This is a genomic window from Flavobacterium sp. ALJ2, assembly GCF_015594725.1.
Lineage (GTDB): Bacteria > Bacteroidota > Bacteroidia > Flavobacteriales > Flavobacteriaceae > Flavobacterium.
The window spans coordinates 186,039-202,203 of the sequence record NZ_JADNRC010000009.1; the positions used below are offsets into that span (position 1 = coordinate 186,039).

Annotated in this window: 17 protein-coding genes and 1 tRNA gene; 12 read left to right on the plus strand and 6 right to left on the minus strand. The window is 31.6% G+C overall.

The genetic code is table 11. The features are described from left to right. Window positions 1–102: 102 nt before the first annotated feature. Window positions 103–1,011: a pseudouridine synthase gene (locus IUY40_RS12315; RefSeq protein ID WP_195737165.1), complete on the plus strand. Its 909-nt coding sequence runs from the start codon at window positions 103–105 to the stop codon at window positions 1,009–1,011. Window positions 1,012–1,101: 90 nt separating this feature from the next. Here the strand turns inward: IUY40_RS12315 and IUY40_RS12320 are convergent, their stop codons facing one another. Further along, window positions 1,102–1,701 (minus strand): DUF937 domain-containing protein, encoded by a 600-nt coding sequence (locus tag IUY40_RS12320; protein ID WP_195737166.1) that lies wholly within the window; start codon window positions 1,699–1,701, stop codon window positions 1,102–1,104. Between the two features lie 650 nt (window positions 1,702–2,351). Between IUY40_RS12320 and IUY40_RS12325 the strand changes: the two genes are divergently transcribed. Beyond that, window positions 2,352–3,350 carry a TerC/Alx family metal homeostasis membrane protein gene (locus IUY40_RS12325; RefSeq protein ID WP_195737167.1) on the plus strand — a complete coding sequence of 333 codons (999 nt, stop codon included), beginning with the start codon at window positions 2,352–2,354 and terminating at the stop codon, window positions 3,348–3,350. A gap of 109 nt (window positions 3,351–3,459) precedes the next feature. Here the strand turns inward: IUY40_RS12325 and IUY40_RS12330 are convergent, their stop codons facing one another. Next, window positions 3,460–3,690, minus strand: coding sequence for a helix-turn-helix transcriptional regulator (locus IUY40_RS12330; RefSeq protein WP_195737168.1), 231 nt, complete (start codon window positions 3,688–3,690; stop codon window positions 3,460–3,462). 133 nt (window positions 3,691–3,823) lie between these two features. Here IUY40_RS12330 and IUY40_RS12335 point away from each other — a divergent pair, with 133 nt between their 5' ends. From IUY40_RS12335 to IUY40_RS12345, 3 genes are all read left to right on the plus strand, one after another. Then, window positions 3,824–4,057, plus strand: coding sequence for a hypothetical protein (locus IUY40_RS12335; protein ID WP_195737169.1), 234 nt, complete (start codon window positions 3,824–3,826; stop codon window positions 4,055–4,057). 697 nt (window positions 4,058–4,754) lie between these two features. After that, on the plus strand, window positions 4,755–5,480 hold the full coding sequence (locus IUY40_RS12340; RefSeq protein ID WP_195737170.1) for a hypothetical protein: 726 nt from the start codon (window positions 4,755–4,757) through the stop codon (window positions 5,478–5,480). Window positions 5,481–5,496: 16 nt separating this feature from the next. Next, the gene (locus tag IUY40_RS12345) at window positions 5,497–5,679 is read left to right on the plus strand and encodes a hypothetical protein (protein ID WP_195737171.1); all 183 of its coding nucleotides are present in this window, start codon (window positions 5,497–5,499) and stop codon (window positions 5,677–5,679) included. Between the two features lie 74 nt (window positions 5,680–5,753). On the opposite strand, the gene IUY40_RS12350 is transcribed toward IUY40_RS12345, so the two are convergent. Continuing rightward, window positions 5,754–5,835: transfer RNA gene (locus IUY40_RS12350), tRNA-Leu, on the minus strand. A 109-nt stretch (window positions 5,836–5,944) separates the two neighbouring features. Between IUY40_RS12350 and IUY40_RS12355 the strand changes: the two genes are divergently transcribed. From IUY40_RS12355 to IUY40_RS12370, 4 genes are all read left to right on the plus strand, one after another. Next, window positions 5,945–7,333: a dipeptidase gene (locus tag IUY40_RS12355; RefSeq protein ID WP_195737172.1), complete on the plus strand. Its 1,389-nt coding sequence runs from the start codon at window positions 5,945–5,947 to the stop codon at window positions 7,331–7,333. Between the two features lie 275 nt (window positions 7,334–7,608). After that, window positions 7,609–8,031: a hypothetical protein gene (locus IUY40_RS12360; protein ID WP_195737173.1), complete on the plus strand. Its 423-nt coding sequence runs from the start codon at window positions 7,609–7,611 to the stop codon at window positions 8,029–8,031. A 25-nt stretch (window positions 8,032–8,056) separates the two neighbouring features. Then, a complete protein-coding gene (locus IUY40_RS12365) occupies window positions 8,057–8,428 on the plus strand; it encodes a BlaI/MecI/CopY family transcriptional regulator (RefSeq protein ID WP_195737174.1) in 372 nt (123 codons plus the stop codon). Beyond that, entirely contained in the window at window positions 8,425–9,645 is a 1,221-nt protein-coding gene (locus IUY40_RS12370) for a M56 family metallopeptidase (protein WP_195737175.1), read from the plus strand. Before IUY40_RS12365 ends, IUY40_RS12370 begins: the two co-directional genes overlap by 4 nt. A gap of 62 nt (window positions 9,646–9,707) precedes the next feature. Here IUY40_RS12370 and IUY40_RS12375 read toward each other — a convergent pair whose 3' ends face one another. After that, window positions 9,708–11,078, minus strand: coding sequence for a saccharopine dehydrogenase C-terminal domain-containing protein (locus IUY40_RS12375; RefSeq protein ID WP_195737176.1), 1,371 nt, complete (start codon window positions 11,076–11,078; stop codon window positions 9,708–9,710). Between the two features lie 207 nt (window positions 11,079–11,285). Here IUY40_RS12375 and IUY40_RS12380 point away from each other — a divergent pair, with 207 nt between their 5' ends. From IUY40_RS12380 to IUY40_RS12390, 3 genes are all read left to right on the plus strand, one after another. Next, window positions 11,286–11,672: a DUF423 domain-containing protein gene (locus tag IUY40_RS12380; RefSeq protein ID WP_195737177.1), complete on the plus strand. Its 387-nt coding sequence runs from the start codon at window positions 11,286–11,288 to the stop codon at window positions 11,670–11,672. An 80-nt stretch (window positions 11,673–11,752) separates the two neighbouring features. Further along, complete coding sequence (gene pckA / locus IUY40_RS12385; RefSeq protein ID WP_195737178.1) at window positions 11,753–13,354, plus strand: phosphoenolpyruvate carboxykinase (ATP); 1,602 nt, start codon at window positions 11,753–11,755, stop codon at window positions 13,352–13,354. A 430-nt stretch (window positions 13,355–13,784) separates the two neighbouring features. Next, a complete protein-coding gene (locus tag IUY40_RS12390) occupies window positions 13,785–14,885 on the plus strand; it encodes a DUF4407 domain-containing protein (protein WP_195737179.1) in 1,101 nt (366 codons plus the stop codon). A gap of 127 nt (window positions 14,886–15,012) precedes the next feature. On the opposite strand, the gene IUY40_RS12395 is transcribed toward IUY40_RS12390, so the two are convergent. Continuing rightward, window positions 15,013–15,717 (minus strand): PH domain-containing protein, encoded by a 705-nt coding sequence (locus IUY40_RS12395; RefSeq protein ID WP_195737180.1) that lies wholly within the window; start codon window positions 15,715–15,717, stop codon window positions 15,013–15,015. 70 nt (window positions 15,718–15,787) lie between these two features. Continuing rightward, window positions 15,788–16,159, minus strand: a complete 372-nt coding sequence (locus IUY40_RS12400) for an MmcQ/YjbR family DNA-binding protein (RefSeq protein ID WP_195737181.1) — start codon at window positions 16,157–16,159, stop codon at window positions 15,788–15,790. Window positions 16,160–16,165: the final 6 nt, after the last annotated feature.

Consider the following 16,165-nt stretch of genomic DNA (forward strand, 5'->3'; position numbering starts at 1 on the left):
AATTTAAAAGCTGGCAATAGCGTTAAAAGCTAGCAATCTAACAACAATCAAGTTACTGCTATTAACCAATAATAAACTATCTTTGCACAAATTACAGGATTTATGAATAATAAGGAAGGCAATAATAAAGGAAAAGGGCCAAGAGCAAATAGCTCAAGACCTAACTCAAATAAGCCAAAACCTGCCATGCAAAAGCGTGCACAAGGGCCAAAAAAAGCAAAACCAATTACTAAAGTAGAGGAAGAAGTTGCTGCAAAAGCTGCCAAAAAACCGAATCAAGCACCTAAAAGACAAAAAGCTGCCGATGAGATTCGTTTAAACAAATATATTGCTAATTCTGGCGCATGTTCTCGTCGTGATGCAGATATTTACATCCAATCTGGAAATGTAAAAGTAAACGGAGTACCTGTTATAGAAATGGGATACATGGTAAAACCAGGCGATACCGTTAATTTTGACGGAGCAGTTTTAACTCCAGAAAAGAAAGAATACATCTTATTAAACAAGCCTAAAAACTTTACAACAGCTTTTGACGAAGGACAAGAATATCGTAATGTTTTAGAATTAGTTCGCGGTTCTACTAATGCTAAAATTGCAGCAGTTGGTAGAATGGATAAAAACACTACAGGTTTATTATTGTTTACTAATGATACTGACATGCTTCGTAAGTTTACTTTACCAAGCCAGAAATCATCTAAAATATATCAGGTTTCATTAGATAAAAACCTAAAATTTGAGGATTTAGAAAAAATAAACAAAGGACTTGTTCTTGATGGGCACCGTGTTTTTGTTGAAGACATTAGCTATATCGACAATGAACCAAAAAGTGAAATTGGTTTAAAATTACGTTCATCGAATGTAAAAGTAGTTCGTGCTATCTTCGAAAATTTTGATTATGATGTTCTACGTATTGACCGTGTAGCATTTGCTGGTTTAACCAAAAAGAATTTACCAAGAGGTAACTGGCGTTTTTTAACAGAACAAGAAATCATCAATTTGAAGAACGTATAAAAACTTCAAATTAACATAAAAGAGAAAATCCTGTTTTACACATTAGTAAAATGGGATTTTTTTTTAGATTAAAACAAAAGCTAATCCAGACTAAGAACCACTATTTGAAAAAATGTGGTTAAAAATTGAATTAGAAAATTTGGTTTTACTCTTTTCTTCAACAACTTCATGTGATGAAAACCCTAGGATAATTTTGATTCCAAAAGGAATACTATTTAAAACCCCTCTTTTTTGCTCTTCAAGAGTTGATTGAAGATCATCTTGTACTTGTTTTTTGTAGTTGAAATAAGAAAAAACTAACAAAGCAGAAAAATTCAATACTTCGCGAGCAGTTTCACTTTTTATACCTATTTCATTTGAAACCATTTCGGTAATTCTTGACTTTTTATTATCAAAAATTCGTTTTAACAACTTATTCCCTTCTTCTTTATAACAATCATCAACAGATAATAATCTTCCCGATTCAAAATCTATTTCTTTATAAAATTCAGTAGCTCCTACAATCTCTACTAACTCATTATACAAACTGACTTCATGTATTTTATTGTATACTCCTATTAAAATGGTTCCGATAGATGCATCAATTGCTTTAATTAACAAAGCATCATTCTCAAAGTAAAATTTATTCAGTTTTGAAACAACATTTGAAGAAATAAAACGCCTAAGTTCAATTTGTAAATTTGGAATCATAAATACTGGATTTCTTTAATTAAAAGTAATTTATATAGATTATAAATAATCGACAAAGCGTAGTATTTTATCGTTTATGTGATAAATGTATATAAAATAATAAAATATGCAAAAAAAACGTAAAAAAAATTTAAACACTATGTTCCAAAAATTCTCATTTCTAATAAAACCCTTAACTCCCTAAATATCAACAAAAAAACGTAAAAATAATAAAAGAAGAAAAATCGTGTAATTTTTTTCACTTACTTAGTCCTTTAATTACATATAAAGAAATTATTTCTTGTTAATGAGGTAACTATCAAAATTATAACATAAAAAAAAATTCCTAGTACAAAGCCTTAAAAAACAGAAAGCTCCACAAAAAAAATTTAATGTATGAAAAAAATTATAATATAATATTAAAGAAAACCTGTTTTTAGCATATTTAAAATAGTTTTATGCAAAATTATATTTTAATTTTAACCCCTTTAAAAGAGATTACACTTTACAAATCACTAGGGCCAGTAATTAAATCCAAAAGTCACCAAATTAATGCATACATATTTCATTTTTACATGATACTGGAAACAATGATTTAAAAAACCCATATATCTAAACAAAAAAAAATAACCTAGAAATACAAACAATAAATTTCAACTTAATAAATAATAATGAACCAACATCCCATTTACACAGAACACCCTGGATTAATAGCAATTTTTGCAATCGCAGTAGTTATCATGCTATTATTAGATTTAGGTATTTTTAACAAAAAAAGTCATGTCGTAACCAATAAAGAAGCTATATCCTGGTCATTAGTATGGATCAGTTTAGCAATGGGTTTTAGTGGTTTAGTATACTATTATGCAGGTTCAGCCAAGTTTTACGAATTTCAATCAGCCTATTGGATCGAGAAAGCACTTTCTGTAGATAACCTTTTTGTATTTATACTAGTATTTAAATTTTTTGATGTTCCTAATAGCAACAAACACAAAGTTTTATTTTGGGGTATTATAGGAGCATTAGTCCTAAGAGCTATATTTATATTCTCTGGAGCTTTTTTAATCGAATTAACCTATCTAAACAAACTTTTAAGCCTAGTTGGAATAGAAGGATTCAAATACGACATTAACCTAATCATGACAGCCTTTGGATTATTCTTAGTTTATGCAGGAATAAAATCATGGTCTGCAGGAAATGAAGACGAAGACGAAGATTACAACAATACAAGAGGAGCACGATTAATTAGAAAATTCTTTAGCGTAAGCGATAAATATGATGGAGATAAATTCTTTACATACGAAAACGGAAAAAAACTTGCAACACCACTTTTAGTAGTTGTAGCAGTAATAGAATTTACAGATTTACTTTTTGCAGTAGATTCTATACCAGCAATTTTTGCAATCTCTAATGATCCATTTATTCTTTATACATCAAACATTTTTGCAATATTAGGTCTAAGAGCATTATTCTTCCTACTTGATAATTTCATTCATTTGTTTAGCAAATTACAATACGGTTTGGCAATAATCCTTGCTTTTATCGGGGTTAAAATGATTATTTCTCCGTTCTATCATATAGAATCTCTTTATTCATTAATCGTTATTGCAGGTGTTTTAATAATATCAGTTGTTCTGTCAGTAATGTTCCCAGAACCAAAAGAAGAATAAAACCAATATATTCAAATACAAAAAAGACCTCAACTGAGGTCTTTTTTTATGTCTTATAGTTTCGATTAAACCGTAATTTCTTTGTTTTTATACGAACTCCTACCCTTCTCTATTTTATGTAAAAATCAAGTAAATCTTTGGGTTTAAGATCTAGAGCATTAGCAATTTTCACTAGAGTTTTTACAGTAGTATTTATTTCTGCTCTTTCTATTCTGCCTACTTGATTTTGGGTTATACCACAATCGTCAGCTAAATCTTGTTGGGACATACCTTTCTTTTCTCGTAATTGCCTTATGTGAATGCCGAGATTTGCAATAAAAGTTTCTTCTGAAATATTCATATTTCAAAAGTGATAAGATTTATTTTTCAATTACACCCATATATGGGTGTAATTTAGTATATTTGACTGATCAAAAAAACAAGACAATAACTACGAAAGACTTAACAAAGGATATTTACCTAAACCTTCGATCATGAGCGAAAACAAACTTCCGAAAGAAACAGAAATAAGACTAAAAAAATTTTTTACTGATATTATGGATCCCAAAGACATGGCAAAAACAATACGTCAAGTAAATTATACACTTTCTTTATCTTTAATGAGAGGATGCGAAACCGTAGAATCTGAAATAAAAAATGTTGAAGATAATTTTTATTGGCTCAATAAATTAGCCGAAGTTTTAGATCCTTATTTCGATGTGGAGTAAAATTCTCCGTTTATACATAACTCAACAACAACCACAAACTTGTCAGGCTGAGCGGAGTCGAAGCCCAGTTAGCAACTCGACAATCAGGAAACCTTTGTGTTAGTTTATTGTGGAGCCCCCTCCTACCTCGGAGTGACAAGATTGTGAGAAACAAAATTATCTACATACAAGTTTGCCCACAAAACAACCACAAACTTGTCATTTCGAAGAATGAGAAATCTCCGCTAGTAACTCTACAATTATAAAATAATTTATTGCCTAAATATTTTTTCAGGAATTATCCCGATAGCTATCGAGACTACGTTTTGTTTACCAAATATCACCTTAAACTACTCCAATTTTTTTGATTAAAAAAACCTACGAACTTGTAATCAAAGATTAAAAGGGTTCAATTTATTTTTTAAAAAAAATTTATTGTAAAAAACACTGAGATAATCGTTTAAAGAAAAAAAAAAATGCATAGTTTTACTTTTTAGAAAGAAAATACTGTAATAAAATACACTCCTATTTATAGGTAAAAAAAACAAACAGTCACATCATAATAAATGATTTACTATTTTTTTTAGTGAATTATGAAAATTTAATTAATACCCCAAAAATGAAGAAGCTATTTGAGTGGGGGCACCAAACAACTGTAATTGTTTGGTGAACCTTAGTAAATCCCAGTAAAAAACTATTATTAAATTAAAATATAAAAATGACAAAAATTAAAATTTCGATTTTAGGATTGATAACAATTTTATTTGTAGCAATCTCATGTTCAAAGGAAGAAAACATCGATCAAAATACAAATACAGCTACAAACAAAGAAAACTTGCTTTTGCAAAAAAAATATGACTTTGAAAAAATCAGTTTAAATGTAGATAAATCAAACATATCAACATTTAAAGATTTTAAAAATTTAAATAAACTTACAAATAAATCTAGTAAATTAGAAGAGCTTGATTTAAGAAAAGTAACTCAAATAGATTGGAAAGATAATGTAACATCCTATTTCATTCCCTTTGAGAATAATCCAAATAAATCAATTGTGATTCTAGTAACTAATGATGACACAAACAATATTGATTTTAGCAAAGGAACGATTGTAGAAAATAATGTAAATCAAAATACGGGCACAGGTCATATTATAATAACTACACAAGAAGATACGATACATAGATCATTTGTTAATGGTGTTCTCTTACAAGAAATAACTTTATCAGGAAGAAAAACTTTTAGAGCATGCTTCGATGATGCTTATAATAGCATTTGTGATGGATTTATTGGCTGTGCATCTTGGTATTCAAGTCCATTACCTGCTTTAACAGCTGTTGCGTATTGTGGTGCAACCACATTCAAACAAGCACCCGTTGAACAACCTACAGAGGAATTACCAATTATTTTAGAGCCTCTAGAGCCTAAACCAAAATTGAATCTATAAAACCAATAATGCATCAATGGAAAATAAAAACAAAAAAATATTATTTATAGCAGTCGTTGGATTGATTGTAGGAACATTAATTAAATTACTAGGATACAAAACCTTAGGAGATACATTTCTAGGTCTTTCAACACTAGTTTGGCTTTTCGTTATTATTCCTCTTATTTATAAATTCATGAATAGAAATCAAAAGACATAACTAATAAATCTCCTAAATTATAGAGATAAAAAAAACCCTTAAAACTATGTTTTAAGGGTTTTTAAAGTAAGTAGTGCGGATAATAGGACTCGAACCTACACGCCTTGCGGCACCAGATCCTAAGTCTGGCATGTCTACCAATTTCACCATATCCGCTCAATTGTGGGTGCAAAGATAATCATAACTTCTAATTATCAAAGGATTTTTGAAAAAAAATATTAATTCAATTTTTCGTATTTTTGAAATTCTATAAAAATCAATTTAAATGGACACTATAAAAGCATACGTTCAAGAACACAAAGAGCGCTTTATCAATGAGTTAATCGAATTATTAAAAATTCCGTCTGTAAGTGCAGATACTGCATACTCTCAAGATGTAATTGACACTTCTGAGGTTGTAAAGGCAAGTTTAGAGAAAGCGGGATGCGATTTTGTCGAAATTTGCGACACTCCGGGATACCCAATTGTGTATGGAGAGAAAATAATCGACCCAAATTTACCTACCGTATTAGTTTACGGACATTATGATGTTCAACCACCAGATCCGATAGAGTTATGGACATCACCACCATTTGAACCAGTTATCAAAAAAACCGAAATTCACCCAGAAGGAGCCATATTTGCTCGTGGTGCTTGCGATGACAAAGGACAAATGTACATGCACGTAAAAGCATTAGAATATATGGTACAAAGCAACACTTTGCCTTGTAACGTAAAATTTATGATCGAAGGTGAAGAAGAAGTAGGTTCTAAAAGTTTAGGTTGGTTTGTAGAACGCAATCAGGAAAAACTAAAAAATGATGTGATTTTAATTTCTGATACAGGAATGATTTCTAATCAGCAACCATCAATAACAACAGGATTACGTGGTTTAAGTTATGTAGAAGTTGAAGTTACAGGACCAAACCGCGATTTACATTCAGGTTTATACGGAGGAGCTGTGGCAAACCCAATTAACGTACTTGCCAAAATGATTGCTTCTTTACACGACGAAAACAATCACATTACTATTCCAGGATTCTATGATAATGTCGAAGAATTATCACTAGAAGAAAGAGCCGAAATGGCAAAAGCACCTTTTAGCTTAGATAAATATAAGAAAGCATTAGACCTAAACGATGTTTATGGCGAAAAAGGCTATGTAACCAACGAACGCAACTCTATCCGACCAACGCTTGACGTAAACGGAATTTGGGGCGGATATACAGGCGAAGGAGCTAAAACAGTTATTGCAAGCAAAGCTTTCGCAAAAATATCAATGCGTTTGGTTCCAAACCAAGATTGGGAGCACATTACCGAATTATTCTCGAAACATTTTACAAGCATTGCACCAGCAGGTGTAACTGTAAAAGTTACCCCACATCATGGTGGTCAAGGCTACGTAACACCTATTGATAGCATTGGTTACAAGGCAGCAAATATGGCGTATACCGAAACTTTTGGAGTTCCAGCAATTCCGGTTCGTTCAGGCGGAAGTATTCCGATTGTAGCCTTATTCGAAAAAGAATTAAAAAGCAAAACAATCCTAATGGGATTCGGACTTGATAGCGATGCAATTCACTCGCCAAACGAACATTTTGGAATCTTCAATTACCTAAAAGGGATTGAAACCATTCCGTTATTTTACAAATATTTTGTAGAGCTTTCTAAATAGTTCATACATCAACACACACAAAAATCCGTTCAGTAATGAGCGGATTTTTTTTTATGCCGTTTCCTTCGGTCGGGCTATCCGCTATATCTTTTATGGCATTTTATAAAACAAAAGGATGCCGCTCCTATCCCTAACGCATCCATGTACATAAAAAAATAGAATCCAAAACAACAGAACGTCAACCACTTAATTAATCAGAAACTATTTTAAAAAAAGTTGCACATTGAAAAATTAACTCTACATTTGTAGAACATAATCTATAAACGTAGAGCAAAATGAATCACAAAATAGTTCTCTTAATACTACTTTTATTCTGTTTAGGTTGTAAAACCGAACAAATCAATCAAAAAATCAACAAGAAAAAAGAAGGTAAATGGGTTGACACCTACGTACAAGACAATATTCAATACAAATCAATTGAATACTACAAGCACAATGAACCCGTTAAAAAATGGAAATCATACATAAACGGAAAATTACATAAAACCGAGAAATATAAAAACGGAATCTGTTACACGAAGAACTATTATGAAAACGGCAAAATCGAATCGAAAGGAAAAACAAAATTAGAATACGATTCAAAATTAGCACATTGGTATTATTTCGGAGATTGGAAGTATTATTCAAACAAAGGAAAATATGTAGCTACAAAAGAATACTTTGAAGGAAAATTGATGTCAGAACGATTCAATCCTTAAGAACAATACAATAAACAAAAATAAAATGCAACTAACCAACTCAGAAGAACAATTAATGCAACACCTTTGGCAACTAAAAAAGGCATTCATGAAGGATTTACTCGAAGCATATCCCGACCCAAAGCCAGCAACAACAACAGTTGCTACTTTACTAAAGAGAATGATTGATAAAAAATTTGTTGCTTACATCGAATTTGGAAACTCAAGAGAATATTATCCATTGGTAAAAAAAACAGATTACTTTTCTAAACACGTAAACGGATTAATTAGTAATTTCTTTAACAATTCGGCATCACAATTTGCTTCATTCTTTACAACGGAAACCAACTTATCAACTTCGGAATTAGAAGAACTCAAAAAAATAATTGACTCACAAATTCAAAAAAAGAAAAAATGATAACGTACATCCTAAAATCGTCAGTAGTGCTTCTTATCTTGTTTGTAGTATATAAATTATGGTTAGAAAACGAAAAAATGTTCCGTTTTAATCGCGCTTATTTACTGGGTAGTTTAGTATTTGGTCTAATTATTCCACTGCAACTATTCTCATTTGATACAAAAATAGCAAAGGCAATAAACTCATTTCAATTGTCTGAAATAGTGTTGAATAATTCACAAAATTCAAGCATAATAGCCAACAATCAAATAATAACAAATAGCCTATTAGCTCTTTATCTAATTATTACCACATTGCTAATCATCCGATTTATAATGAATTTGTATTCATTCCATAAAAAAATTAAACACAACGAATCCTTAATTATTAATAATCAAAAAGCAGTTTTAATTCAGGAACCTATATTGCCGCATTCTTTTTTAAATACAATTTTCATAAACGAAAATGATTTAAAAAATAATTTAATCGATCCACAACTTATCACACACGAAACGGCTCATATCGAGCAAAAACATTCATTAGATATTATATTCCTCGAGTTAATACAAATTCTATTTTGGTTCAATCCAATCATTTTACTTTACAAAAAGGCAATCAAATTAAACCATGAATTTCTAGCAGACGAAGCTGTAATAACACAATCAAATTCAGTTTCATATTACCAAAACTTACTGTTAAAAATGGCTTCTAACCAAAGTCAGATTGCACTTGCTAGCTCTATTAATTTTCAAATAACCAAAAAACGTTTACTCATGATGACAAAACAAGAATCCCGACTAAGAGCAATAGTAAAAACCTCGGTAGTAGGTTTTGTATTTGCTACACTATTTTTTGCTTTTAACACTACAACAATTGCTCAAGGAAGCAATCGAAAAGCACTGAACGAACCACCAACCTTCCTTACAGACACAACCGAAAACATTCAGCAACCAGAATTTCCAGGCGGAATGACAGAATTTTACAAGTTCGTTGGTAAAAACTTCAAAATTCCTAAAGACGCTTCTAAGAATAAAGTTTCAGGAAAAGTAATCATCGATTTCTATGTCGAAAAAAACGGTTCTTTAGCTGATTACAAAATAGCCAATGACTTAGGATACGGATTAGGAGATGAAGTTATACGTGTATTAAAACTATCTCCAAAATGGAAACCGGGCACAATAAATAACGAACCTGCAAGGGTAATGTACAGTTTACCTATAACTGTAAAGGCAAAATAAAAAATCCGCTTCTTTTTTGAGAAGCGAATCAAATAAAAAACTAAAAAAAATTTAAAAAACTGCTAATTAAGAAGTTTATCGGGGTTATATCCAAAATAAGGCATGACTTGTTCCTTAAATACTACACCATATTCTTCTAATTCTTTTAAGATTGGCAAATACACCTCTTTATTTATTGGCAACTGAACTCCTGGAGTTTCAATCTTTCCATTTAATATCAATAAAGTAGCCATAGCAACAGGCAATCCCACCGTTTTGGCCATCGCCGTATAGGTTTGATCATCGCCAATACAAACCATTTTAGAATCTATTTGCGTATCTACACCATTTAACTTATATCCAAATTTATGATACATTACTATCATATCTTTATCATGCGGCTCCAAAGTCCAACTATCCGAAAGTATTTTTTCAAGTATTTGAGCTGGAGTAGCATCTTTTAATCCAACAATTTTATTAGGATTAAACAAGTCAAGTTCAACAAGTTTATCCCACATAATATCATCTTGATCTATTTTAAGAATCAAACGCATTTTTATTTCAACTGAATCTGTAGGATGATAAGGCAAGAAAGAATTCACAAACTGGCGGTAACTCATTTTTTCAGAATTCTCCATAACATAGCTGTCATCAGTCATTCCTAATTGCACAAACATATTCCATGCTTTCGAGAACCCAACTCTCCTTATCGTTCCACGATACAAAGTAAGGATATCTTCAAGGCCATATATAGATCTATATTTTAAAGAATCACGATTAGAATAGGCTTCAAATTTACCATAACCTTCTACTTCTAGAAATTCAGTTCTACGAAATAAATTACAATACGGGATGTATTTATAAGTACCCTCTTGTATAAATTTGGCTGCACCTCCCTGCCCTGCCAAAACAACATTTCTAGGAGCCCAAGTAAATTTATAATTCCACAAGTTATTATCTGATTCAGGAGCTACAAGTCCGCCACAAAAAGATTCAAACAATAGCATATTACCGCCTTTCTCCCTAATTTCATCGATTACTTTCATGGCACTCATATGGTCAATTCCAGGATCAAGCCCAATTTCATTCATAAAAATTAAATTATTAGCTTTTGCTTCCTCGTCCAATGCCTGCATCGCATCACTTATGTAAGACGCAGTAACCATATGCTTTTTGTAAAGCAAACAATCTTTGGCAACTTCTATATGCAAATGAGCTGGCAACATCGATATTACAATGTTTGCTTGTTGTATTACCAGACTTCGTTGTTCTTTATCAAAAATATCCAATGCAATAGGAGTAGCGTTAGGATGGTTATTGGTTTTCTTTTCAGCAAGAGCCAAAGACAAATCTCCTATAATAAGATGCAAGTTTTCTTTTTCGGACTTATCCAATAAATACCGTATTAATGACGATGCCGATCTACCTGCTCCAATAACCAAAACTGCTCTCATATTTTACATATATAACACAAACATACAATATTGTTATATTCATAACAACAAAATAATGTTAAAACATTGCACTAAATATTATTTTAAAGCAAAAATAAGCAGAATTCATCTATTTAAAATAGGATGAAAAATTCTAAAAGATATCTTAATTTTTGTCTAGATTGAAAGTATTAAACCTATTTTTGTAAAGACTAATCTATTTTTGTGATGAATAAAAAAATAATTGCAACAGCTGCTTTTTTAGGAATGATAGCTATCATTTTAGGAGCATTTGGAGCACATGCTCTAAAAAAAGTTTTATCTGTAGAAGAGCTAGTTACCTTTGAGACTGGGGTGCGCTACCAAATGTATCATGCTTTCTTTTTATTTTTTGTAGCTACACGAAAAGAACTTTCTCAAAAAACACATAAAGTTATTTATAATCTAACTGTAGCTGGTGTTATATTATTTTCGGGTTCTATTTACTTACTTGCAACGAATAGCCTTACATCATTTGATTTTAAAATTATTGGATTCGTAACCCCAATAGGCGGACTCCTATTAATTCTTGCCTGGAGTGTGCTTTTTGTTAAAATTCTCAAACAAAAGTCATAAAATTCGTTATATAAAACTATATCTAAAATATAATATCTAATTTTACAGTCTATAAAATAAAACACAACAACTTAAAATTTATGGACAATCAAACGTTATCTACGCAATCGATTTCGCTAAATGAGTTAGGGATTAAAAATGCAACAATACATTATCAGTTATCAGCTGACGAATTACACAACATCACGATACAGTCTGGTCAAGGTGTAGAGGACTCAACAGGTGCATTAGCAATTAACACTGGTACATTTACAGGACGTTCGCCTCAAGATCGTTTTATTGTAAAAGATAGTATTACAGAAGACCAAGTTTGGTGGGGAAAAGTAAATATTCCTTTTGAACCAGCTGCCTTCGAAAAATTATACAACAAAGTCACTCAATATCTTTCTAACAAAGAAATATTCGTTAGAGATTCATACGTTTGTGCAGATCCAAATTACAGATTAAATGTACGTGTTGTAACTGAAACTGCATGGTCAAATTTATTCTGCTACAATATGTTTTTGAGACCAGAAGCAACTGAATTAGCAAACTTTACACCAGAATGGACACTAATCTGTGTTCCAAGCTTCATGGCAGATCCTGCTGTAGACGGAACAAGACAAAGCAATTTTGCAATCTTAGATTTTACAAAAAAAATAGCTCTTATTGGTGGAACAGGATATACTGGAGAAATGAAAAAAGGAATTTTTTCAGCTTTAAATTTTATTTTACCAGTATTTAAAAATACTTTACCAATGCACTGTAGTGCTAATGTTGGTAAAGATGGAGATACAGCAATTTTCTTTGGTTTATCTGGAACAGGAAAAACAACTTTATCTGCTGATCCAGACCGAAAATTAATTGGTGATGATGAACATGGCTGGACAAATGAAAATACTGTATTCAACTTTGAAGGCGGTTGCTATGCTAAAGTAATTAACCTTACTGAAGAAAATGAACCAGACATTTTTAGAGCAATTAAAAGAGGTGCCTTATTAGAAAACATTGTTTTTAAGCCAGGTACAAATGAAGTAGATTTTGATGATATATCAATTACTCCGAATACAAGAGTTAGTTATCCTATAACCCACATTGATAATATTCAACCGGATTCAATAGGTAAAAACCCTAAAAATATTTTCTTCTTGACAGCCGATTCTTTTGGTATTTTGCCTCCAATATCGAGACTTACACCAGGACAAGCTGCTTACCACTTCATTTCTGGTTACACAGCTAAAGTAGCAGGAACAGAAGCTGGTATAGACGAACCTCAACCTAATTTTTCAGCTTGTTTTGGAGCACCATTTATGCCGTTGCATCCAACTCGTTATGCAGAAATGTTGAGCAAAAAAATGAAAGATGCCAATGTAAAAGTTTGGCTTATAAATACAGGATGGACTGGTGGCGCATACGGAACAGGAACTCGTATGAAATTAAAATATACTCGTGCTATGATTACTGCCGCTTTAAACGGAGAATTAGACAACGTAGCATACGAAAATCATATTGTTTTTGGAATTGCAAAACCACAAACTTGTCCTAATGTACCTAGCGAGATTCTAAATCCTAGAAACACTTGGGCTGATCCAAAGTTATACGATAGTAAAGCAGTAGAGTTAGCAGAGAAATTCAAAGCTAATTTTGCGAAATTTGAAGAATTTGCCAATGCCGAAATTATGGCTGGAGCACCATTAATATAATAAAAGGTCTTACTTACTAATTCAAAAAAAAAGAGTTGTTCTAAATTGAACAACTCTTTTTTTGTTTGACATATGTCAGTTTTCAGTTTACAAACTTCTGCGGTTATCTACAAACTCCTGAATAGTATCCCAGCTGTAATAATGAAAAATCTTATCGTTATACATAGCAACAAAAAAGCCCTTTTTCATAAGGATCTTCTAAGTTTACATAAGGCACAATCGCACTCTATTGTCGAAATAGGAATTTCAACAAGCAAAGGATAATTATTTAAATTCTCTTTAAAAGAGCTTTTTTTAAAACTCAAAATAACAGGCTAACCAAAAACATATCAACTATTTACCCCGATATTAATTTTTTGGCGTTAAATTTGCTTTATCAATCATCTGAGCTAGTATAGCGAACTGGCGAAGCAAACAAAAATCATCAATCATGTTAAAACAATTTTTTATCCTTTGCTCTGGGTCCGACAAAGACCTCCTCGAAGACTGTTCTGGAAGCGAACAAACCAAATACGTAGGTATTGGTGCTACTGTTTTTTTCACAGCAGTTATGGCATTTATTGCAAGTGCTTATGCCTTATTTACTGTTTTTGACTCCATATATCCAGCCATATTTTTTGGATTTGTGTGGAGTTTACTTATTTTTAATCTTGACCGTTTTATTGTATCTACAATTAAAAAAAGAGACCGTGTTTGGGACGAATTTCTACAGGCAACACCACGAATTATTCTGGCAGTTATTATTGCAATCGTAATTTCAAAACCTTTAGAAATTAAAATTTTCGAAAAAGAAATCAACACCGTTTTATTAAAAGAGAAAAATGCGATGGCTCTTGCCAATAAAAAAGAAGTTGGCAACTACTACAAATCTGATTTAGATAAAAACAAAACCGAAATTGCTGGTTTAAAATCAGACATCCTTAATAAAGAGAAAGAAGTAAACGAATTATACTCAATTTACATCACTGAAGCCGAAGGAACGGCAGGCTCTAAACGTTTAGGAAAAGGACCTGTATACAAAGAAAAACGAGACAAACACGATGTAGCCTTAAAAGAATATACTGCTTTAAAAACTGAAAATGAAGCAAAAATAGCCGTAAAAGAAAAAACAGCACTAGTACTCCAAGCCGATGTAGACAAAAAAGTATCCGAAACACAACCTATAATTGATGGTTTTGATGGTTTAATGGCCCGAATAAATGCACTAAACAAGCTACCATGGCTTCCTTCATTCTTTATTATGCTTTTGTTTCTTGCCATAGAAACATCACCGATTATAGCTAAATTATTAGCTCCAAGAGGGGAATATGATTTTAAACAAGAAGAGCTGGAAACGGCATTAAAAGCTACCTTGGAGCAAAATAAATACCAACGTAGTTTATTGGTTAAAACCAGCGCAGCAATGCATGACAAAGTGTATGAGGATATAGCACAAGACAAACAGTTATACGACCTACAGCGAAAGAAAGCAACTGAGCTGTTAGAACTACAAGCACATAGTTTTGTCAAAAAGCAGAAAGCGACCCTATAAGACTTAAAGCTTGAAAGTCAAAACTCTTAAAAAATAAAAAAGTCGAAGATAGAAATTCTATCTTCGACTTTTTTATTTATAATCTAAATGTCTTTAAGACTTTCGACTTTAAGACATTCTGACCTATTTACATATAACTCAAAATCTCTTTTTTGAATGCATCGTACTCTCCTTGCAAAATCAATCCGTTGTCTAATAACTTCTTGTAATTCTGCAACTTTTCAAAAAGTTCATCTTGTGACATATCACTTAACCTTCTTTCGCCTGTAGCAAATGAATTTTCCTGAACTGGTTCTGCATAAATTGTTGTAGCGGGCATAATTTCAGCATAACTAGTCACTTCTTCAGTATCAATTTCTTCAATATCTTCTTCCTCTACTGGTTCAACAACCTCTGGTTCTAAAATCTCAGCAACTGGAGCAGTCGCAAGAATTGGGTTTTTAAGTATATCTAGCTGTTCTTTTGCATAAGTGAAAATTTTTCTTGCCTGAATTTTAGGAATATAATCTATAGAAAATTGAATATCGGTTTTGGTAGAAAAAGAAAACTCTGAACCTAGAATGTTTTCTTTTACAAATGTACCAACAATATCATCCCATGTATAATCAGTAAAATCCATCGAAAGACCTAAGTTCTTAGGCTTACATATTATAATTCTTTTGTTTGTTACAACAATACTATCAGGAAAAACAGTAATTGCGGGTTTTTTCTGAACTGCAATATATCCAATCTCTTCACCTCTCATCAATAAATCATTGAGTTTAGAAGTAATTTTTTCAATCGCTTTTGGATCTTGTTCCTCGTTTAAAAACTTTTTAAATTGTTCTTTCATATTTTATAAGTTGCTAAGTTACAAAGTAACTGAATTGCTAGTTTTTTGTCTTACGTTGCAAATGTAATGCCTAATTTTTGAATTCAATAATTTCATTCTGAATTTTCTTTGTCAAACTTTTGAAAACTAAATCATACGAATGATCAATAAGTTCTTTTATAAAAGCTGTAGGCAAATCTCCATTCATAGTAATGGTATTCCAGTGCACTTTACTCATATGGTAACCTGGTTTTATATCATCATATTCGGCGCGTAATTCCTGAGCACGTTCTGGATCACATTTTAAATTTACTGATGGAGTATTTTTTTCCCATTGTGACAAAGATGATAATGCAAACATTTTTCCACCTACTTTAAACACCAATGTTTCTTCATCAAAAGGAAAATGCTCTGTAGCTCCCTTTTTAGAAAGACAATATTCATAATACGTTTCTAAATTCATATCATT

What these genes read in the sequence shown, in the direction of transcription:
- pckA (WP_195737178.1), top strand. Translation starts at nt 11,753, where the DNA reads ATGGACAATCAAACGTTATCTACGCAATCGATTTCGCTAAATGAGTTA.
- IUY40_RS12330 (WP_195737168.1), bottom strand. Translation starts at nt 3,690, where the DNA reads ATGAATATTTCAGAAGAAACTTTTATTGCAAATCTCGGCATTCACATA.
- IUY40_RS12375 (WP_195737176.1), bottom strand. Translation starts at nt 11,078, where the DNA reads ATGAGAGCAGTTTTGGTTATTGGAGCAGGTAGATCGGCATCGTCATTA.
- IUY40_RS12340 (WP_195737170.1), top strand. Translation starts at nt 4,755, where the DNA reads ATGACAAAAATTAAAATTTCGATTTTAGGATTGATAACAATTTTATTT.
- IUY40_RS12360 (WP_195737173.1), top strand. Translation starts at nt 7,609, where the DNA reads ATGAATCACAAAATAGTTCTCTTAATACTACTTTTATTCTGTTTAGGT.
- IUY40_RS12390 (WP_195737179.1), top strand. Translation starts at nt 13,785, where the DNA reads ATGTTAAAACAATTTTTTATCCTTTGCTCTGGGTCCGACAAAGACCTC.
- IUY40_RS12355 (WP_195737172.1), top strand. Translation starts at nt 5,945, where the DNA reads ATGGACACTATAAAAGCATACGTTCAAGAACACAAAGAGCGCTTTATC.
- IUY40_RS12365 (WP_195737174.1), top strand. Translation starts at nt 8,057, where the DNA reads ATGCAACTAACCAACTCAGAAGAACAATTAATGCAACACCTTTGGCAA.
- IUY40_RS12345 (WP_195737171.1), top strand. Translation starts at nt 5,497, where the DNA reads ATGGAAAATAAAAACAAAAAAATATTATTTATAGCAGTCGTTGGATTG.
- IUY40_RS12335 (WP_195737169.1), top strand. Translation starts at nt 3,824, where the DNA reads ATGAGCGAAAACAAACTTCCGAAAGAAACAGAAATAAGACTAAAAAAA.
- IUY40_RS12370 (WP_195737175.1), top strand. Translation starts at nt 8,425, where the DNA reads ATGATAACGTACATCCTAAAATCGTCAGTAGTGCTTCTTATCTTGTTT.
- IUY40_RS12395 (WP_195737180.1), bottom strand. Translation starts at nt 15,717, where the DNA reads ATGAAAGAACAATTTAAAAAGTTTTTAAACGAGGAACAAGATCCAAAA.
- IUY40_RS12320 (WP_195737166.1), bottom strand. Translation starts at nt 1,701, where the DNA reads ATGATTCCAAATTTACAAATTGAACTTAGGCGTTTTATTTCTTCAAAT.
- IUY40_RS12380 (WP_195737177.1), top strand. Translation starts at nt 11,286, where the DNA reads ATGAATAAAAAAATAATTGCAACAGCTGCTTTTTTAGGAATGATAGCT.
- IUY40_RS12315 (WP_195737165.1), top strand. Translation starts at nt 103, where the DNA reads ATGAATAATAAGGAAGGCAATAATAAAGGAAAAGGGCCAAGAGCAAAT.
- IUY40_RS12400 (WP_195737181.1), bottom strand. Translation starts at nt 16,159, where the DNA reads ATGAATTTAGAAACGTATTATGAATATTGTCTTTCTAAAAAGGGAGCT.
- IUY40_RS12325 (WP_195737167.1), top strand. Translation starts at nt 2,352, where the DNA reads ATGAACCAACATCCCATTTACACAGAACACCCTGGATTAATAGCAATT.